The sequence below is a fragment of the Mycobacterium sp. PSTR-4-N genome, from assembly GCF_022348085.1.
Classification (GTDB): domain Bacteria; phylum Actinomycetota; class Actinomycetes; order Mycobacteriales; family Mycobacteriaceae; genus Mycobacterium.
The window spans coordinates 139,449-158,409 of the sequence record NZ_JAKRFN010000009.1 but is presented as its reverse complement, the minus strand read 5'-3'; the positions used below and the strand labels follow the sequence as shown (position 1 = coordinate 158,409).

Sequence of the window (18,961 nt, the reverse complement as noted above, 5' to 3'; positions counted from 1 at the left end):
GTCAAGAGCTCACGCCGGATCTATGTGAGCGCTAACAAATCGTTGACAGCGTCTGAATGTGAGCGTTAACATCGCCGCAGTGTAACGCCGGTCACATGGTCACCGACGTCGCCGATCCCCGCCGAACACGGACGTGACCTGGTCCGATGGCATCCCGTAAGGAGTCCTCGTGAAGAAAATCCTCTCTGCGATGCTCGCCGTCGCAACGGCGGGCGTGGTCGCGGCCTGCGGCAGTGGACCCGCGCCCGGAAACGCCCCCGGCGGCGGTGGCGGCTCCGGCGGCCAGATCACGATGGGCTTCTCCCAGGTGGGCGCGGAGAGCGGCTGGCGCACCGCCAACACGACCTCGATCCAGGACGCCGCCAAGGCCGCCGACATCGACCTGAAGTTCTCGGACGCCAACGGCAAGCAGGAGAACCAGATCTCGGCGATCCGGTCCTTCATCCAGCAACGCGTCAACGTGATCGCGTTCAGTCCCGTGGTGCGCACCGGCTGGGACGCCGTCCTGCTGGAAGCCAAGAATGCCAACATCCCGGTGATCCTGACCGACCGTGCCGTCGACACTCAGGAGAAGGACGTCTACAAGACGTTCCTGGGCGCCGACTTCGTCCAGGAGGGTCAGTGGGCCGGCGACTGGGTGGTCAAGGAATTCGCCAACGCCACCGGGCCGGTGAACATCGTGCAGCTCGAAGGCACCACCGGATCGGACCCCGCGCTGGAGCGCAGCACCGGATTCTCCAAGGCCATCGCCACCAACCCGAACCTCAAGGTGATCGCCTCGCAGTCAGGCGATTTCACCCGATCCGGCGGCAAGCAGGTGATGGAGGCCTTCCTCAAGGCCAACCCGAAGATCGATCTGGTATTCGCGCAGAACGACGACATGGGCCTTGGCGCGATCGAGGCCATCGAGGCCGCGGGCAAGAAGCCCGGTCAGGACATCAAGATCGTCGCGATCGACGCCACGCATGACGGCATGCAGGCCCTGGCCGACGGCAAGATGAACTTCATCGTCGAGTGCAACCCGCTGCTCGGGCCGCAACTGATGGACCTGGCCAAGAAAGTGGTTGCGGGCGAACCGGTTCCGCCACGCGTCGTGACCCCGGACCAGACGTTCGATCAGGCGCAGGCCAAAGCCATCCTGCCCGAGCGCAAGTACTGACCGACGCGTGCACGCCGTCATGACAGCACCGACCGTCGACCCGGTCGTCCACATGCGGGACGTCACGATCGACTTCCCCGGGGTCAAGGCCCTCGACGGGGTGGAGTTCCGCCTGCTGCCCGGTGAGATCCACGCGCTGATGGGCGAGAACGGCGCCGGGAAGTCGACGCTGATCAAGGCCCTCACCGGGGTCTACGACATCGACGCGGGCTCCATCACCGTCGACGGCGTCCCGCAGCGGTTCACCACGCCGCGGCAGGCGCAGGACGCCGGCATCAGCACCGTGTACCAGGAGGTGAACCTCTGCCCCAATCTGACGGTGGCAGAGAACATCCTGCTGGGCCGTGAGCCGCGGCGCTTCGGCCGCATCGATTCGCGGGCGATGAATCGCCGGGCCTCCGGGCTGCTCGCCGAGCTCGACCTGGCGATCGATCCGCGGTCCACGCTGGGCGCGCATCCGATCGCGCTGCAACAGCTGGTGGCCATCGCACGCGCGATGGCGGTCTCGGCGCGGGTGCTGATCCTCGACGAACCGACCTCCAGTCTGGACGCCGACGAGGTGGCCGAACTGTTCCGGGTGATGCGGCGCCTGCGCGACGCCGGCACCGCGATCCTGTTCGTGTCGCACTTCCTCGACCAGGTGTATGCGATCTCCGACCGGATGACCGTGCTGCGCAACGGCCGCCTGGTCGGTGAGTACGAGACCGCGACGCTGGACCGGCTCGCGCTGATCTCGGCGATGCTCGGCCACGAGCTGGCCGCGCTCGACGAGATCGCCGACAAGACCGGCGCGCCGGTCAGCGACGACGTCGTGCTCAGCGCCCGCGATCTCGGCCGCGCACCGGCGCTGCAGCCGCTGGATCTCGACATCCACCGCGGTGAGGTCGTCGGGCTGGCCGGGTTGCTCGGCTCGGGCCGAACGGAGCTGGCGCGCCTGCTGTTCGGCGCCGACCGCGCGACCAGCGGACAGATCGCGATCGACGGCGCACCGGCCACCGTGCGCTCCCCCCGCGCCGCGATCGCGCACCGGATCGCGTTCTCCTCCGAGGACCGCAAGGGCGAGGGCATCATCGGCGACCTCTCCATCCGCGACAACCTCATCCTCGCTCTGCAGGCCCGCCGCGGCTTCGCCCGTCCGCTGTCCCGGGCCGCCAAGGACGACCTCGTCGACCGCTACATGGAAGCGCTCGACATCCGCCCCCGCAACGCCTCGCTGCCGGTGAAGAACTTGAGCGGCGGCAACCAGCAGAAGGTGCTGCTGGCCCGATGGCTCATCACCGAACCCCAGCTGTTCATCCTCGACGAACCCACCCGCGGCATCGACGTCGGCGCCAAGGCACAGATCCAGAAGCTCATCGCCGACCTGGCCGCCGACGGCATGGGTGTCGTGTTCATCTCCGCCGAGCTCGACGAAGTCGCCCGCATCAGCGACCGAATCGCGGTGCTACGGGAGGGCCGGTGTGTCGCGCAGGTCGGAAATGACTGCGGTGTGCGCGAATTGACCGCACTGATCGCCGGGGACGGTGCCGCGTGATCAAGAAGCTGACCGCCTCCCCGCTGCTGTGGCCCGCGCTGGCGCTCGTCGCGCTGCTCGCGGTCAACGTGATCCTGACACCGAGCTTCCTGAGCATCCGCGTGCAGGACGGTCACCTGTTCGGCAGCCTCATCGACATCCTGCGCAACGGCGCCCCCACGATGCTGGTCGCGCTCGGGATGACGCTGGTGATCGCCTCGCGCGGCATCGACCTGTCGGTCGGCGCCGTCGTCGCCGTCAGCGGTGCGCTGGCGTGCGCGCACATCGCTGCCTCCGGCGATCCCGGCAGCCCCGCCACGGTGCTGACCGCCATGGGCATCGCGCTCGGCGTCGCCGTCCTGCTGGGGCTGTGGAACGGCGCCCTGGTGTCGGTGTTCGGGGTGCAACCGATCATCGCCACGCTGGTGTTGATGACCGCGGGCCGCGGCATCGCGTTGTTCATCACCGACGGCCAGATCGTCACCACCGACAGCGCGCCGTTCAAAGTCCTCGGTGCCGGGTTCGCGCTCGGGCTGCCGGTCGCGATCCTCGTCAGTCTCGCGGTGTTCGCCCTCGTCGGGGTGCTGACCCGGCGCACCGCGCTCGGCATGCTGCTCGAATCGGTCGGTGTCAACCCCGAGGCCAGCAGGCTCGCCGGGGTTCGGCACCGCTCGATCGTGTTCGCGGTGTACGTGTTCAGTGCGTTGTGCGCCGGCATCGCCGGGTTGATGATCGCCTCGAACATCTCGGCCGCCGACGCCAACAACGCCGGGCTGTGGATCGAGATGGACGCGATCCTGGCGGTCGTCATCGGCGGCACGTCGCTGCTGGGCGGCCGGTTCAGCCTGACCGGAACGATTCTGGGCGCGTTGATCATCCAGACACTGACCACCACGGTCTACACCGCGGGCATCACGCCGGAGACCACCCTCGTGTTCAAGTCGCTCGTGGTGATCGCGGTGTGCCTGCTGCAGGCCCCGAAGTTCCGGGCGCTGCTGCGACGCCGCAGGCGCACGGCACAACCCGCGACGCCGGCCGCGGTTCGCCTCCCCGAGCCGGTGGTGACGCGATGACCGTCGCCGCCACCCGGCCCGGCGCCCTCGCCGGCCTCGCCCGCTATGCCCGGGGCCGCTACCTGTCGCCGCTCGCCTCACTGGCGCTGTTCCTGGTCATGTTCGTCGCCGTCGTCACCCGGTTCGACTTCGCCAGCCCCGCTCAGGTGTTCCTGAACCTGTTGGTGGACAACAGCTATCTGATCGTGCTCGCGGTCGGGATGACGTTCGTGCTGCTGACCGGCGGCATCGATCTGAGCGTCGGGTCGGTGGTGGCGCTGTCCACGGTGATCGTGGCGACGACGCTGCGTGCGGGGTGGTCCACGCCGCTGGCGCTGGCCGCCGTGCTGGTCGTCGGTCCGCTGCTCGGGCTCGTGATGGGCCTGGTGATCGAATACTTCGACGTCCAGCCGTTCATCGTCACCCTCGCCGGCATGTTCCTCGCCCGCGGCCTCTGCTACGTGATCAGCGTCGACACCTTGCCGATCGACGATCCGGTGATGCGTGCCATCGGGTTGAACTACGTCTACCTCTACGAGGACAAGTTCATCCGGTGGACGGTCGTGATCGCGCTCGTCGTCGTGGTGGCCGCGGTCTACATCCTGCACCAGACGCGTTTCGGCCGAACCGTCTACGCCGTCGGCGGGAACCGGCAGTCCGCACAGCTGATGGGGCTCAATGCGTCTCGCGCCCGCGTCGGGGTGTACGCCATCAGCGGCTTCTGCGCGGCGCTGGCCGGCCTGCTGCTCGCGATGCAGAAGCTGTCCGGCTACAGCCTCAACGGCATCGGGCTCGAACTCGACGCGATCGCGGCCGCCGTCATCGGCGGCGTGCTGCTCGCCGGCGGTGTCGGCTTCGTGCTCGGGTCGCTGATCGGGGTGCTGGTGCTCGGCACCATCGGCACGTTCGTCACCGCAGCCAACCTCGACTCGTATTGGACCCGCATCATGACGGGGGTTCTGCTGCTGATATTCGTCCTGGTTCAACGACTAGTGGTGAGGAAACCCGGATGAGCACCCAGCCCACTCCCCCGATCGCCGGCAAGCCGGTGATGGCCGACGTGGCGCGTCTCGCCGGCGTCAGCCACCAGACCGTGTCGCGGGTGATCAACGGCTCGTCGAGCATCCGGCCCGCCACCAAGGCGCGCGTCGAGCAGGCCATCGAGGAACTCGGCTACCGGCCCAACACCGCAGCCCGCGCGCTGGTGACCCGCCGCTCGGGCATCATCGGCATCGTCGGCACCAACAGCGCCCTCTACGGCCCGTCGAGCATCCAGCGGTCCGTGCAGGAAGCCGCCCGCGCGGCCGGCTACTTCACCAGCCTGGTGCCCCTGGCCGACGTCACCCGCGAGTCGCTGCGCGACGCCCTCGACCACCTGACCCGGCAGTCCGTCGAAGCCATCGTGATGATCGCCGCGCAGGAGGACGCGCTCGAGATCGTGCACTCCGCGCACGCCGACCTGCCCCTCGTCGTGGTCGAGGGCGACCTGTCCGGGCGAGGACTCAGCGTCGGCGTCGACCAGATCGACGGCGCCCGCCAGGCCACCGCGCACCTGATCGACCTCGGCCACACCGCGATCGAACACATCGCCGGGCCCCTGAATTTCACGGAAGCCAAAGGCCGGCAGACCGGTTACGAGCAGACCATGCGGGATGCGGGACTGACTCCCCGCCGTGCCTGCGAAGGCGACTGGACCCCGGCGCGCGGCTACGAGATCGGCCAGGAATTCGCCCGCCGCCGTGACTTCACCGCCGTGTTCGTCGCCAACGATCAGATGGCGATCGGCGTCCTCCATGCCTTCGCCGAAGCCGGCCTGTCGGTCCCCGGCGACGTCAGCGTCGTCGGGTTCGACGACATCCCCGAGGCGGGCTTCCTGATCCCAGCGCTCACCACGATCCGCCAGGACTTCCACGAGATCGGTCGCCGCGCCATGGATTTGGTGACGGCGACCCTCGAGGGATCGAGCGCGAATGTGCCCCTGCTCCCTACCGAACTGATCGTCCGCGCCAGCACCGCATCCCCGAAGGAGTCTTCGTGAGCAGTGAGAAATACACGGTCGGAGTCGATTTCGGCACCCTGTCCGGACGTGCGCTGGTGGTGCGGGTCAGCGACGGCCACGAGATGGCCAGCGCCGAGCACGTCTACCGGCACGCGGTGGTGACCGACACCCTGCCCGGCGGCACCGACCGGCTGCCCCCGCAGTGGGCGCTGCAGGTGCCCAGCGACTACGTCGACGTGCTGCGCACCGCGGTGCCTGAGGCCGTCGCCGCCGCCGGCATCGACCCAGCCGACGTCATCGGCATCGGCACCGACTTCACCGCCTGCACGATGGTCCCGGTGCGCAGCGACGGCACCCCGCTGTGTGAGCTCGCCGGGTTCACCGACCGGCCGCACGCCTACGCCAAGCTGTGGCGCCACCATTCCCCCCAGCCGCAGGCCGACCGCATCAACACCGTTGCCGCACGACGGGAAGAGGCCTGGCTGCCGCGCTACGGCGGGCTCATCTCCAGCGAGTGGGAATTCGCGAAAGCCTTGGAGATCCTCGACGAGGACCCGCAGGTGTATGACGAGATGGACCACTTCGTCGAGGCCGCCGACTGGATCGTCTGGCAGCTGTGTGGCTCCTACGTCCGCAACGCGTGTACCGCCGGCTACAAGGGCATCCGGCAGGACGGCGAGTACCCGTCGCGGGACTTCCTCGCCGCGGTGCGCCCCGAGTTCGCCGACTTCGTCACCGACAAGCTCGACCACCGCATCGGACGGCTCGGCGACAGCGCCGGCACGCTGACCGCGCAGGCCGCTGCCTGGACCGGCCTGCCGCAGGGCATTCCGGTCGCCGTCGGCAACGTCGACGCCCACGTCACCGTCGCCGCCGCCGACGCACTCGACCCGGGATCGCTGGTCGCGATCATGGGAACCTCGACGTGTCACGTGATGAACTCCGACGTGTTGCGCGAAGTCCCCGGCATGTGCGGCGTCGTGCTCGACGGAATCAGCTTCGGCAGTTGGGGTTACGAAGCCGGGCAATCCGGGGTCGGCGACATCTTCGGCTGGTTCGTCGCCAACTGCGTGCCCGAGAGCTACCAGAACGAGGCCCGGCGCCGCGGGCTGTCCCTGCACGAACACCTGTCCGAGCTGGCCGGCCGTCAGCGGGTCGGCGAGCATGGCCTGATCGCGCTGGACTGGCACAGCGGAAACCGTTCCGTGCTCGTCGATCACGAGCTCTCGGGGGTGATGGTCGGGCAGACGCTGGCGACCACGTGCGTCGACATGTACCGGGCGCTGCTGGAGGCCACCGCGTTCGGCACCCGGATGATTGTGGAGACGTTCGTGCGCAGCGGTGTCCCGGTCAACGAGCTCGTCGTCGCCGGCGGTCTGCTGAAGAACAGTCTCTTGATGCAGATCTACGCCGACGCCGTCGGGCTGCCGCTGTCGGTGGTGCCGTCCCCGCAGGCGCCCGCGCTCGGCTCGGCCATTCACGCCGCCGCCGCGGCCGGCGCCTTTCCCGACGTGCCCACCGCCGCCCGGCAGATGGGCCGCCGCATCCGCGATGCCTACACCCCGATCCCCGCCAATGTCGCTGCCTACGACCAGCTCTACCGCGAATACGTCGCGGCCTACGAGTGGTTCGGCCGCGGCAACGGCATGATGCGGCGGCTTCGCCGCATCGGCACCCCCGAACCCGTAGGAGTTCTGTCGTGACGATCACCTCCGACGTCGACGCCGCCATCGCAGATCTGCGCCGGCAGGTCTGCGAGCTGCACCGCCACCTCACCCAGTACGAACTGGTGATCTGGACCGCGGGCAACGTCTCGGCCCGAGTCCCTGGCCGCGACCTGATGATCATCAAGCCCTCCGGGGCGGACTACGAGTCGATGACCGCCCAGGACATGGTGGTCTGCGATCTGTACGGGACCCTCGTCGACGGAGAGCTCTCCCCGTCGTCGGACACCGCCGCCCACGCCTACGTGTACCGGCACATGCCCCACGTCGGCGGTGTCGTGCACACCCACTCCACCTACGCCACCGCGTGGGCCGCACGCGGCGAGCCGATTCCGTGCGTGCTGACGATGATCGCCGACGAGTTCGGCGGCGACATCCCCGTCGGCCCGTTCGCGCTGATCGGCGACGACTCGATCGGTCGCGGCATCGTGGAGACGCTGCAGCACAGCAGGTCTCGCGCGGTACTGATGCGCAACCACGGACCGTTCACCATCGGCCGCGACGCCCGCGACGCGGTCAAGGCCGCCGTGATGGTCGAAGACGTCGCCCGCACCGTGCACATCGCCCGTCAGCTCGGTGCGCCACCGCTGATCGACGCCGATGACGTCACCGCGCTGTTCGAGCGCTACCAGAACGTGTACGGCCAGCCCGGCCGCACACCGGAGACCTCCGAGGAGACCCTGCGATGATCGCGTCCCGACTCGTCACCAGCCAGGTGTGGCTGGTGACCGGTAGCCAGTCGATGTACGGGCAGGCCATCCTCGACCAGGTCGCCGAGCAGTCCCGCCAGATCGCCGAGCAACTCGACGCCGGCCCCGAGATCCCGGTCGAGGTGCGCTGGCTTCCCGTCGTCACCGACACCGAACACATCGCTCGCGTCCTCGCCGAAGCGAACGCCACGCCGGAGTGCATCGGCGTGATCGCTTGGATGCACACGTTCTCGCCGGCGAAGATGTGGATCCGCGGGCTCAAGACCCTCACCAAACCGCTGCTGCATCTGCACACCCAGTTCGGGGTCGAATTGCCCTGGGCGTCCATCGACATGGACTTCATGAACCTCAACCAGGCCGCCCACGGCGACCGCGAGTTCGGCTACATCCAGACCCGCATGGCGCACCCGCGCAAGACCGTCGCCGGGCACGTCAGCGACCCGCGCACCCGCCGCCGCATCGGCTCCTGGATGCGCGCGGCCCTCGGTCACGCCGAGTTGTCCACGCTGAAGGTCGCCCGGTTCGGCGACAACATGCGCGGCGTCGCCGTCACCGAGGGCGACAAGGTCGAGGCCGAGGCTCACTTCGGGGTGTCGGTGGACACCTACGGCGTCAACGACCTCGTGCGGGTCGTCAACAACATCAGTGACGCCGACGTCGACAAGCTGGTCCGTGAATACGCCCACACCTACCGGGTGGCGCCGGAGCTGCTGCCCGGCGGTGATCGGCACACCTCGCTGCGGGTCGGCGCGCAGATCGAGCTCGGTCTGCGGAAGTTCCTGCAGCACGGCGGCTTCCATGCCTTCACCACCAACTTCGAGGACCTGGGTGGGCTGCGCCAACTGCCCGGGCTCGCGGTACAGCGACTGATGGCCGACGGCTACGGCTTCGGCGGCGAGGGCGACTGGAAGACCGCGACGATGCTGCGCACCGTCAAGGTGATGGGCGAAGGGCTGCCCGGCGGCACGTCGTTCATGGAGGACTACACCTACGACCTGACACCCGGCCGCGAGCGCATCCTCGGCGCACACATGCTGGAGGTCTGCCCGAGCATCGCCGCCGACGTGCCGACGCTGGAGGTGCATCCGCTCTCGATCGGCGACCGCGACGACCCGGTGCGGCTGCGGTTCACCGCCGCCCCGGCTGACGCCGTGATCCTGGGCATCTGCGACATGGGTGACCGGTTCCGGTTGGTAGCCAACGAAGTTCGCGTGGTCGAACCCTCCGCCGAGCTGCCGAAGCTGCCCGTCGCGTGTGCGGTGTGGGAGCCGCTGCCGAATTGGTCCACCTCCGCCGAGGCGTGGCTGATGGCCGGCGCGCCGCACCACACCGTGCTGACCACCGCGGTGGACACCGAGACGTTCGAGGACTTCGCGGAAATCACCGGCACCGAGCTGCTGGTCATCGACGCCGGCACCACCGTCCGCGACTTCCAGAACACGCTGAAGTGGAACGGGGTGTATCACCATGTCGCCGGCGGACTCTGACACGGCGGTGCGGTGATGCTCGCCGCCCGTCTGCACGGCGTCGGTGATCTGCGTGTGTACCGCGAACTCGACCCTGACGAACCGCCGAAGGGCTGGTCGCTGCTCGCGGTCACCTCGGTCGGCATCTGCGGTTCCGATCTGCACTGGTTCACCGACGGCGGTATCGGGGAGAACCGCATCGAGCGGCCCGTCGTCCCCGGCCATGAGTTCGCCGCCGTCGCGCTCACCGGCCCGCTGACCGGCCGCCGAGTCGCCGTCGACCCCGCGATCCCCTGCCAGAACTGCGAGATGTGCCGCGCCGGCTTCCACAACCTCTGCCCCACAGTGGAATTCGCCGGGCACGGCACGCTCGACGGGGCGCTGCGGGAACACCTGGTGTGGCCAGATCACCTGTTGCATCCGTTGCCTGACGATCTCAGCGACGATGCCGGCGCACTGCTCGAACCGCTTGGTGTCGCCGTTCATGCGGTCGGTGTCGGGCACGTCCGGGCCGGCATGGACGTCCTCGTGGTCGGTGGTGGCCCGATCGGCGTGCTCACCGCGCAGGTGGTGCGGCGAACCGGAGCCCGGCGCGTATTCCTGGTCGAGCCGCTCGCCCATCGCCGCGCGACAGCGCTGCGAGCCGGTGTCGATGCCGCGTTCGCACCCGAGAACGCCGTCGACGAGATCTTGGACGCCACCGAGGGCAGGGGTGTGGACGCGGTGATCGAGATGGCCGGCACGGATGCCGCGATCGCGACCGCCGTCGGGGCGTGCCGACCGGGGGCGCGCATCGCGCTCGGCGGCATCCCGTCGGAGGCTACGTCGTCGTTCCCGGCGGCCGCGGCCCGGCGCAAAGGCCTGACGTTCGCGATGGTGCGGCGGATGAACGACACCTATCCGCGGGCGATCGAATTGGCCACGGGTGGAATCGATCTCGATGCGATCGTCAGTCAGCGACGGCCGCTGGCCGAAGCCGCCGAGGCGTTCACCTCAGCGGCGCAACGCTGCGGCGGCAAGGTCGTGGTCACCGTATCGGGCTGAGTCTACCTCGCAGATAACCGTTTTCATGAAAGCCGAGGTGCCGCCAGGGACTGCGAACACGAGTCGCCGCAGAGCTTTTGGCCGCTTTCCCTCCGGCAGGCGGTCCGGCACCATCACGTCGATTGTCTCTGTGCTGGTCCGCCCCCGAACGTATCGGTGGATCGGCCCGTCACCCATCGGTTCCGCGAGCGTGTACCCAAGCCCTTCCAGGTCATCGCGGACACTGTTGAAGGTGACCGCCCCTGTCTGGATATGCAAGATAATGTCGACGTCGACCGTTGGCCGGGTTAGCGCCAATCCAGCCCTCGCGGCATGGAGTTGCACCATCAGCCCGCCGACCACGTCCATTGGGTAGGCGGGATGGTTCGGGCGATCTCAAAGAGTTGTGGCCACGGTGGGGGCCAACCTCCCGGAGGGGCGTCAATCTTCCACACGGGGCGCTCGCCGGCCCCAGCTTGGCTCACGGAACGTCTTCGACGTGGGTATTGCCGGCGCGGAATGCGTCGAGCAGTTCGCCGAGTACCCGCTCCCCGGCGGACGCTTCACGAGTGTCAAGAGACTCGGACAGATCCACGGCGATAGCTGCCATGAGCGGCCGATCAACGGTGCAACCGGCATCGTCCGGAATGACGCGCACTGTGATGTCGCCTTCGAGGTCTTCGATGAGTCCGAGTTTGTTTACGGTGTCAGGGAAGTCACGTGCCGCAACGTAACCGTCGGTTCCTCGCTCCACGGGCGACAAGCCAAACCGTGCAGCCACCTCCGGATCGCGCAGCGCACTCACGCCGGTCGGGACGAGACCACCGACCCGACCCCAGCCCCGCATCTGGTGCACACGGGCACGCCCGCGAGCCAACCACGCCACCTCGGGTGCACGCGCGGCGCGTAGGCGGTGGCGCAAACGGGACAGGGCCGCGGAATCCATCCACGGCGCCCTCCCGCCGGACAAGAGCGTAAGTGCGGCCCATGCCGTCGCCGGGGTCCACGGTCTCCCGTTGTGACGGACGCGCCCCGCGAGTCGGTGCACCGACGCAGCGTCGAGGAGCAGTGAGCGCCCGACCACGCGGCTGATGATGAGAACGCCGTCGTCGGCCAAGCGTCGCACCTGCCGTTGGGACACCTGCAGGTGTTCGGCGGCGTCGGCCGCCGTCATTTCAGGCATGCATATATAGTCCGATATCGGACGTATTGACGCAATAGCTGCAGATCAAGAGGTTGTAAGAACCGCTCACCCCGCGTTGGCGGACATCGCCCACCGAATACCGCCGACGAGCACATGCCCGGCCGAGCGCACCACCGTCGCCTCCGCGGGCGGGAAGTACGGCAGCCACAGCGGTCCGCGCGCCCACCGCGGCAGCATCGACACCGCTGCCGCGGCGAGCGCGGCATACGGTGCGCGCGCCAGGATGGGCAGCGGCGGGGTCAGCAGCAGGAACCGGGCCGCATCGCGGGCGGCGGCGGTCCCGGCCAGCTCCGACCGGTACGAGGAAAGTCTCTCGGCCACTTCGGCTTCCGTACGCGGCGGATCGATGACACCCAACTTCGCGGCCACCTCCGCGGTGTCGGCGACGTACCCGTCACGGCCCGCCTGATCCAGCGGGGCCGATCCGTACAGCTGGTGTGCGCGCAGGAAGCTGTCGACCTCGGCGATGTGCACCCACTCCAGCAGGTGCGGATCCCCCGCCTCGTAGGCCCGCCCGTCCGGCGCGACCCCACGCACCCGCCGGTGGATGCCGCGCACCTTATCGACCGCGCGCTGCGCATCGTCGGCCGGTCCGAACGTCGTCACCGCGAGAAAGGTGCTCGTCCGCGCCAGCCGGCCCCACGGGTCGCCGCGGTAGTCGGAGTGCTCGGCCACCCCGGCCATCGCCAGCGGGTGCAGCGATTGCAGCAGCAGCGCCCGCAGCCCGCCGACGAACATCGACGCGTCGGCATGCACCTGCCGGATTGGACGGTCCTCGGCGAACCAGCGAGGGCCGGGCGTCTCGTGGATGCGGGCGCGGTTCTCGGGCCCTTCCGGGCCGGCCACCATCCCGAACAGCGCGCTCCCCATCCGCGTGCGGACAACCCCCAGGGCGTCTAAAGCCATACCCCAGGCTACGGGGTGGCGGCAGCGCCGAGTTCTGCGTACACCGCGGCCTCGAACCCGAGGATCGTCTTGACCATCGCGTCGTCGAAGAACGGCAGCACCTGCGTCGCGATGACCGCGGCGACGCCGGCCCTGCGGTCGATCCAGTAGAAGCTGTTGAACAGGCCCGACCAGTCGGCCGACCCGGCCCTGCGCATGCCCGGCAGATCGGTCAGGTACAGGTGGAATCCAAGGCCCCAGCCCTGCGGCACATCCAGCAGCGCGACCGTGTTGCTGAGCTCCGGCACGGTCGATATCGACTCTTTCGGCAGCGGCGCCCCGTCGAGGTGATCGCGCAGCGCGAGCTCGACGGTCTCCTCGGCGAGGATGCGCGTGCCGTCGAGTTCACCGCCGTTCAGCCAGGCCCGCACGAACCGCCCGTAGTCGGCGATCGTCCCGTACGAGCCATGGCCGCCGGCATCCCACTCCGGCGCTGCCGGCAGATCGAGGTCCGTCTCGACCAGGTTCCCGTCCGGCGCGCGAAACCGGATCGGCAGCAGCCGCGCACGTTGCTCATCGGTCGGGTCGAACGTCGTCTCCGTCATCCCGAGCGGACCGTAGACGTGCTCGGTCAGGTAGGCGCTCAGCGACTGACCGCTGACAGCCTCGATGACCAGCCCCAGCCAGTCGGTGTTGACGCCGTACTCCCAGACGGTTCCCGGATCGTTGATCAGCGGTGCGCTGAGGCTGCGCTTGACGCCGTCGAGGGCGTTGGGGAAGCCGTGCTCCGTGCAATAGGTGAAGAGCTTCTGGTTGGTGAAGTGGTAACCGCAGCCGGCGGTGTGCGTCATCAACTGCCGGATGGTCGCCTGCGTTTTGGGCGCCCTCAGCACCGGCTCCCCGCCGTCGAAGCCATCCAGCACCTGCAGCTCACCGAACTCGGGCAGGATCGACGCGACCGTGGCATCCAGGGCCAGCCGACCCTGCTCGACGAGCTGCAGTGCGCCGGTGGTGGCGACAGCCTTGGTCATTGATGCATTGCGAAACATCGTGTCGGGCTTGGCATCTCCGGCGGCGTGCTCGTAGAGGACGCCGTCACGGCCGACCACGGTCGCGGCGACACCGTGCAGCGAACCGCTCGCCGTCACTCCGTCAAGAATCTCGTCGATCTTCTCGAATCCCATGGCCGCCATGATGGCACGGACGCTACACCGCGCGGGCGAGGTTCCGATCCGGCACCCGCGCCAGCCCCAGGTGACCCCGCAGCGTCGTCGACGTGTACTCACGCCGGAACAAGCCCCGCTCCCGCAGGATCGGCACCACGTAGTCGACGAACAACTCCAGCCCGGACGGGAACACATCCGGCATCAGGTTGAACCCGTCGACCGCACCCGCGACGAACCACTCCTCGATCGCGTCCGCGATCTGTTCCGGCCCACCGACCACGAGACGGTGCCAGGTGATCACCCGGTCCAGCAACTCACGCACCGTCAGCGATTCCCGCCGCGCCAGGTTGACGACGATGTCTCGGGCGCCCTGCGATCCCGAATCGGTCACTGCACCGTCGAGCAACCACTGTGGCAGTGGCTGATCCCAGTGCAGTTCCGCCGGGTCGACCGACAACTGGCCGGCGAGGTGGGCCAGCCGCCGCTCACCCGCGAGCTCGTTGAGCTCGTCGTTGCGCCGCCGCGCCTCCGCCTCGGTGCTGCCCAGCACGAACGACAACCCCGGCATGATCCGCACCGCATCGCGCGGCCGACCGTATGCGGCTGTCCGCAAACGGATCTCGTTGGCATTGCGCAGCGCGTCGGGCAGCGACGCCTGCGCGGCGAACACCCCGTCGGCATAGCGGGCCGCCAGATCCAACCCGCCCGGTGAGCCACCGGCCTGGAAGAGCACCGGATGTCCCTGCGGGGACCGTGGCAATGTCAGCGGCCCGTCGACGGAGAAGAACTCGCCGCGGTGGTCGATGGTGTGGATCGCACCGGGTCGGCTGAACGCACCCGTCTTCTTGTCGGCCAGCACGGCGTCGTCATCCCACGAATCCCACAGCGCGCGAACCACATCGATGAACTCGGCGGCCTGTCGGTACCGCTGAGCTCTGTCCGGTTGGCCGCTCCCCCCGAAGTTGTTCCACGCGTACGCGTCGCTGCTGGTCACCACGTTCCACGCGACCCGGCCGCGGCTGAGGTGATCCAGCGATGCGAAGCGGCGCGCCAGGTTGTACGGCTCCTCGAAGGACGTCGACACCGTGCCGATCAGCCCGAGATGCGTCGTCGCCGATGCCAGCGCCGACAGCAGCACGATCGGGTCCAGCGCCAGCGGCGGCGCCACCAGTGGCTCGTCGGGCTTCTGGAACAGCGACGGGCTGTCGGCCAAGAACAGCGCGTCGAGCGTGCCGCGTTCGGCGATCCGGGCGACCTCGATCCAGTAGGACAGGTCGGTGAACCAGTGCGGGTCCGCGCCCGGAAACTGCCACGCCGCCGGATGCATTCCGTCGGACAGGACATTCACGCCCAGGTGGAGTTCCCTTCGCGTCACGCCGGATCACCGGGCAGCGCGAGCTTCTTCACCTCGGGATCGGTGGCGATGAACTGCTGCACCCGAGGATCCTTGAAGGCCTTGATCAGGTTCTTCACGTTCTCCGTGTCGACGTAGTCGCTGCCCACCGTGAGCACCGAGGCGAATTCGTCCGGTGACTTCGGCGCGTAGATCAACTTGTCCTCACTGACCCCCGCGGCAAGGAACGACTCCGCATAGCCGACGATCGCATCCAGATCGGGCAGCGCCCGCGGTTGCGCCCCGAAGTCCAGCAGCGTGAACTTCAGGTTCTTCGGGTTGGCCACGATGTCCTTGGTGGTCAACGCGGTGATGTCGGCATCAGGACGCACTGTGACGAGCCCGGCCTGGGCCAGGTACCAGATGCCCTGGGCGTTGTTGGCCGGATCGGCCAGCAGCGACACCGTGGCGCCGTCCGGAAGATCCTGCGGTGTGCGGTATTTGTCCGACCAGATGCCGAACACCCGGTGGAAAAACGGCCCGGTCGCGGCCTGTTCCTTGAAGCTCGGGTTCGCATCGAGCACCTGCTGCAGCCAATGCCGGTGCTGGAAGATGGTGCCGGCGTAGCGTCCGTCGCTGATCGCCTGGTTGATCTGGGTACTGTCGCCGAGCCCGACCGCACCGACCTTGACGTCGTAGTCGGGCGCGATGTTCGCGGCGATGTATTCGATGATCGCCTTCTCCGCGGGGTTGGAATCCAGATACACGACGTCGAGCGTCGCGCCTGCCGTCTCGTTCGCCGACGTCGTGCCGCCGGAACGCTGGACGACGAAAAATACTGCCGCGCTGATGATGACGACGACCGCCGCCACCAGGTAGGGCCAGCGGCGCCGCTTCTTGATGGTGAAACCGTGTGGCTGCGCCGCAACCGACTCATCGATGCTCATGCGTCCAGTACTGTGCGGCATGATCGGCACCGTGCACAGGGTTGCGATCACGGCGATCCACTCACCCTGAGCGCAAAGGTGTCCCGCATCATCGTGCTTTGACACAGTTCGCCCCCATGATCGAGTTGACCGAGCTGACCAAGGTCTACGGCAGTGGCGAACACCGAACCGTGGTGCTCGACCGCATCACGTTCCGCGTGGACGCCGGGGAGATCCTGGCCGTCGTCGGCCCCAGTGGGGCCGGCAAGAGCACGTTGGCCGAGTGCATCAATCTGCTCACCCTCCCGACGTCGGGCTCGGTCGTCGTCAACGGCGAAGACCTCACCACGCTGTCTGCCCAGAAGCTGCGCGTCGCACGGCGGCGCATCGGCACCGTGTTCCAGTCCGCAGGCCTGTTCGAACGGCGCTCTGCCGCAGGGAATGTCGCCTTGCCGCTGGAGTACCTCGGGGTCACCGCGGCGGAGTCGAAGAAGCGGGTGGCCGAGCTGCTCGACCGGGTCGGGTTGTCCAACCGGGCGAACCACTACCCGTTCCAGCTCTCCGGCGGGCAGAAGCAGCGCGTCGGCATCGCCCGCGCGTTGGCGTTACGGCCCTCGGTGTTGCTCTCCGACGAGGCGACCGCAGGCCTGGACCCGACCACCACCGCGTCGGTCGTCGACCTGCTGCGCGAGCTGCGTGACGATCTGAACCTGTCGATCGTGTTCATCACCCACGAGATGGACACCGTGCTGAAGATCGCCGATTCGGCGGCGCGGCTCGATCACGGCAGCATCGTCGAATCCGGCCGCCTGGTCGACCTTCTCACCGATCCGGAGTCGTCCCTGGGCGCCGAGCTCCGGCCGCAAGGGGTGTCCAGCGATGCCGCTGTCGGCCAGCGGGTGTTGCAGGTGGTGTACGACTCGCCGAGCGTGCCCAGCGACTGGATCGCCCGCGCCAGCGCCGACCTCGGCGCGCCCATTGCGGTCCTCGGCGCCTCGGTACAGCAGGTCCACGGTGTCACCGTCGGCTCGGCCACCCTCGGCATTCCCGTCGAGCTGTCCAGCCGGGCCGCCGACGTGCTGACCCGCTACGGGCTCGCCACCGGTGACGCGCCGCTGCGAGGCGCGGCGTGACGCAGACCCTGCTGGCCAACGCCAAGGTCCCCGTCAATGAGCTGCCGGGTCTGCTGTTCCCCGCACTCATCGACACGCTGATCATGGTCGGCATCGTGATGACGATCGTCGTCCTGGTCGGGGTGCCGCTCGGTGCGCTGATCCACAACCTCGCGCCCGGCGGCCTGTTCGAGAACCCCACGCTGCACACGGTGTTGAGCTGGATCATCAGCATCGGCCGCTCGCTGCCCTTCCTGATCCTGATGGCCGCGATCATGCCGTTCACCCGGTTCATCACCGGTACGAACATCGGCATCGCGGCGGCCGTGGTGCCGATGTCACTGGCCGGCATCGCGTTCTTCACCCGCATCGTCGAGAACTCGCTGCGATCGGTGCCGCCGTCAGTGGTCAGGGTCGCCCGTGCATCGGGCGGCTCGCGGCTGCAGATCATCCGCACCGCCCAACTCAACGAGGCCGTCCCGTCGATCCTCGGCGGGCTGACCATCAACATCATCGCGATGATCGAATACTCCGCGATCGCCGGCACCATCGGTGCGGGCGGAATCGGTTACGTCGCAGTCACCTACGGCTATCAGCGTTTCGACCAGGGCGTCATGCTGGCCACCATCGTCATCCTCGTCGCGACCGTCGCCGCCGTCCAGCTGATCGGCGACGCCGCGGTCCGCTTCACCACCCCCCACGCCCGTGTGAAAGGAACCGTCACCGCATGACCACCACCGAGAGCCAGGTCGCCGGTCCCGACGACCACGGGTTCGACCTCAAGAAACGTCCCCGCTGGATATGGCTTGCCGCCGGGCTGGTGGTCGTGATCGTCGCCGTGGTCGCGGGCCGGTTCTTCTTCTTCGGAGACACCAAGTCCGCCAACGAAATCCCGGGAGCAACCCTGGTCGTCGCCACCAACGAGGGCAACGCGGCCGAGCAAGCGCTCATCGAGTACATCAGCCGCGAGGTCGCACCGAAGCACGACATCAAAGTGGCGTTCCGCGGGCTGGCCGACAGCAACACCATCAACCGCGCCGTCAGCGACGGCGAAGTGGCCGGCACCGTCTACCAGCACAAGCTATGGCTGGGCCAGGTGCTCGAAGCCAACCCCGACTTCCAGGAGCAGGCGGCCACACCGGTGTTCCGCTGGGGATTCGGCATCTGGTCGGACAAGTACACCGACGTAAACCAGCTCCCGAACGGGGCCAACGTCTCGCTGTACTCCGACCCCGCCAACGAGGCGCAAGGACTGTGGCTGCTCGAACGGGCCGGCCTGATCACCCTCAACCCGGCCGTCGACAAGTGGACCGCGACGCAGAAGGACATCGTCGCCAACCCGAAGAACCTGAGGTTCACGCTACTCGACTTCGCCGCGCAGTCCCGCTCACTGCCCGACCTGGACGCCGCGGTGGGCTACACCGAGTACTACCTGGCCGCCAAAGTGCCGGTGCAACAGCAGATCTTCGCGCCGCCGGCACCCGACGAGTTTGCCGGACAGCTGACCATCGGCAGCCGCTGGGCGGACACCGACAACATCAAGAAGCTGGTCGCGACGTTCAAGGACCCCGCGGTGCAGCAGTTCCTGGCCACCGATCCCAGCGTGAAGGGCATCCTCCTGCCGCTGTAGCGCCCGGGATCTGTTTGACAGCTCATCGAATGCGGCGTGTACTGATCTCCCTTCGAGCA

17 protein-coding genes are annotated in these 18,961 nt (G+C 68.2%); 12 read left to right on the top strand and 5 right to left on the bottom strand.

The genetic code is table 11. The features are described from left to right. Positions 1-169: 169 nt before the first annotated feature. Genes MHN84_RS15000 through MHN84_RS14960 form a run of 9 tightly spaced genes read left to right on the top strand, consistent with a single transcriptional unit; the run spans position 170 to position 10,667 of the window. Complete coding sequence (locus tag MHN84_RS15000) at positions 170-1,159, top strand: ABC transporter substrate-binding protein (protein ID WP_241205326.1); 990 nt, start codon at positions 170-172, stop codon at positions 1,157-1,159. 19 nt (positions 1,160-1,178) lie between these two features. Further along, positions 1,179-2,693: a sugar ABC transporter ATP-binding protein gene (locus tag MHN84_RS14995; RefSeq protein ID WP_241205325.1), complete on the top strand. Its 1,515-nt coding sequence runs from the start codon at positions 1,179-1,181 to the stop codon at positions 2,691-2,693. Next, positions 2,690-3,745 (top strand): ABC transporter permease, encoded by a 1,056-nt coding sequence (locus tag MHN84_RS14990; RefSeq protein ID WP_241205324.1) that lies wholly within the window; start codon positions 2,690-2,692, stop codon positions 3,743-3,745. The genes MHN84_RS14995 and MHN84_RS14990 overlap by 4 nt, the downstream gene beginning before the upstream one ends. Next, a complete protein-coding gene (locus MHN84_RS14985; RefSeq protein ID WP_241205323.1) occupies positions 3,742-4,737 on the top strand; it encodes a sugar ABC transporter permease YjfF in 996 nt (331 codons plus the stop codon). Before MHN84_RS14990 ends, MHN84_RS14985 begins: the two co-directional genes overlap by 4 nt. After that, positions 4,734-5,762 (top strand): LacI family DNA-binding transcriptional regulator, encoded by a 1,029-nt coding sequence (locus tag MHN84_RS14980; protein ID WP_241205322.1) that lies wholly within the window; start codon positions 4,734-4,736, stop codon positions 5,760-5,762. The genes MHN84_RS14985 and MHN84_RS14980 overlap by 4 nt, the downstream gene beginning before the upstream one ends. Then, complete coding sequence (gene araB / locus MHN84_RS14975) at positions 5,759-7,426, top strand: ribulokinase (RefSeq protein ID WP_241205321.1); 1,668 nt, start codon at positions 5,759-5,761, stop codon at positions 7,424-7,426. The genes MHN84_RS14980 and araB overlap by 4 nt, the downstream gene beginning before the upstream one ends. After that, complete coding sequence (locus MHN84_RS14970) at positions 7,423-8,136, top strand: L-ribulose-5-phosphate 4-epimerase (protein WP_241205320.1); 714 nt, start codon at positions 7,423-7,425, stop codon at positions 8,134-8,136. The genes araB and MHN84_RS14970 overlap by 4 nt, the downstream gene beginning before the upstream one ends. Continuing rightward, positions 8,133-9,644 carry an L-arabinose isomerase gene (gene araA / locus MHN84_RS14965; protein ID WP_241205319.1) on the top strand — a complete coding sequence of 504 codons (1,512 nt, stop codon included), beginning with the start codon at positions 8,133-8,135 and terminating at the stop codon, positions 9,642-9,644. The genes MHN84_RS14970 and araA overlap by 4 nt, the downstream gene beginning before the upstream one ends. A 15-nt stretch (positions 9,645-9,659) precedes the next feature. Further along, positions 9,660-10,667 (top strand): zinc-binding dehydrogenase, encoded by a 1,008-nt coding sequence (locus MHN84_RS14960; RefSeq protein WP_241205318.1) that lies wholly within the window; start codon positions 9,660-9,662, stop codon positions 10,665-10,667. A gap of 460 nt (positions 10,668-11,127) precedes the next feature. On the opposite strand, the gene MHN84_RS14955 is transcribed toward MHN84_RS14960, so the two are convergent. From MHN84_RS14955 to MHN84_RS14935, 5 genes are all read right to left on the bottom strand, one after another. Then, on the bottom strand, positions 11,128-11,451 hold the full coding sequence (locus tag MHN84_RS14955) for a hypothetical protein (RefSeq protein WP_241205317.1): 324 nt from the start codon (positions 11,449-11,451) through the stop codon (positions 11,128-11,130). A 444-nt stretch (positions 11,452-11,895) separates the two neighbouring features. Beyond that, positions 11,896-12,756: an oxygenase MpaB family protein gene (locus MHN84_RS14950; protein ID WP_241205316.1), complete on the bottom strand. Its 861-nt coding sequence runs from the start codon at positions 12,754-12,756 to the stop codon at positions 11,896-11,898. Between the two features lie 8 nt (positions 12,757-12,764). Beyond that, positions 12,765-13,919: a beta-lactamase family protein gene (locus MHN84_RS14945; protein WP_241205315.1), complete on the bottom strand. Its 1,155-nt coding sequence runs from the start codon at positions 13,917-13,919 to the stop codon at positions 12,765-12,767. Between the two features lie 22 nt (positions 13,920-13,941). Further along, the gene (locus tag MHN84_RS14940) at positions 13,942-15,276 is read right to left on the bottom strand and encodes an LLM class flavin-dependent oxidoreductase (protein ID WP_241205314.1); all 1,335 of its coding nucleotides are present in this window, start codon (positions 15,274-15,276) and stop codon (positions 13,942-13,944) included. Next, positions 15,273-16,181 (bottom strand): MetQ/NlpA family ABC transporter substrate-binding protein, encoded by a 909-nt coding sequence (locus MHN84_RS14935; RefSeq protein ID WP_241205313.1) that lies wholly within the window; start codon positions 16,179-16,181, stop codon positions 15,273-15,275. Before MHN84_RS14935 ends, MHN84_RS14940 begins: the two co-directional genes overlap by 4 nt. Before the next feature lie 116 nt (positions 16,182-16,297). Between MHN84_RS14935 and MHN84_RS14930 the strand changes: the two genes are divergently transcribed. The 3 genes from MHN84_RS14930 to MHN84_RS14920 are packed head-to-tail and all read left to right on the top strand — an operon-like array spanning position 16,298 to position 18,902. Further along, positions 16,298-17,293: a methionine ABC transporter ATP-binding protein gene (locus MHN84_RS14930; protein WP_241205312.1), complete on the top strand. Its 996-nt coding sequence runs from the start codon at positions 16,298-16,300 to the stop codon at positions 17,291-17,293. Beyond that, positions 17,290-18,003: a methionine ABC transporter permease gene (locus MHN84_RS14925; protein WP_241205311.1), complete on the top strand. Its 714-nt coding sequence runs from the start codon at positions 17,290-17,292 to the stop codon at positions 18,001-18,003. Before MHN84_RS14930 ends, MHN84_RS14925 begins: the two co-directional genes overlap by 4 nt. Continuing rightward, the gene (locus MHN84_RS14920; RefSeq protein WP_241205310.1) at positions 18,000-18,902 is read left to right on the top strand and encodes a MetQ/NlpA family ABC transporter substrate-binding protein; all 903 of its coding nucleotides are present in this window, start codon (positions 18,000-18,002) and stop codon (positions 18,900-18,902) included. The genes MHN84_RS14925 and MHN84_RS14920 overlap by 4 nt, the downstream gene beginning before the upstream one ends. The last annotated feature ends 59 nt before the right edge of the window (positions 18,903-18,961 follow it).

Coding starts and splice junctions, on each gene's coding strand:
- MHN84_RS14995 (WP_241205325.1), top strand. CDS start 1,179: ATGACAGCACCGACCGTCGACCCGGTCGTCCACATGCGGGACGTCACG.
- MHN84_RS14985 (WP_241205323.1), top strand. CDS start 3,742: ATGACCGTCGCCGCCACCCGGCCCGGCGCCCTCGCCGGCCTCGCCCGC.
- MHN84_RS14980 (WP_241205322.1), top strand. CDS start 4,734: ATGAGCACCCAGCCCACTCCCCCGATCGCCGGCAAGCCGGTGATGGCC.
- araA (WP_241205319.1), top strand. CDS start 8,133: ATGATCGCGTCCCGACTCGTCACCAGCCAGGTGTGGCTGGTGACCGGT.
- MHN84_RS14960 (WP_241205318.1), top strand. CDS start 9,660: ATGCTCGCCGCCCGTCTGCACGGCGTCGGTGATCTGCGTGTGTACCGC.
- MHN84_RS14950 (WP_241205316.1), bottom strand. CDS start 12,756: ATGGCTTTAGACGCCCTGGGGGTTGTCCGCACGCGGATGGGGAGCGCG.
- MHN84_RS14945 (WP_241205315.1), bottom strand. CDS start 13,919: ATGGGATTCGAGAAGATCGACGAGATTCTTGACGGAGTGACGGCGAGC.
- MHN84_RS14935 (WP_241205313.1), bottom strand. CDS start 16,181: ATGAGCATCGATGAGTCGGTTGCGGCGCAGCCACACGGTTTCACCATC.
- MHN84_RS14930 (WP_241205312.1), top strand. CDS start 16,298: ATGATCGAGTTGACCGAGCTGACCAAGGTCTACGGCAGTGGCGAACAC.
- MHN84_RS14920 (WP_241205310.1), top strand. CDS start 18,000: ATGACCACCACCGAGAGCCAGGTCGCCGGTCCCGACGACCACGGGTTC.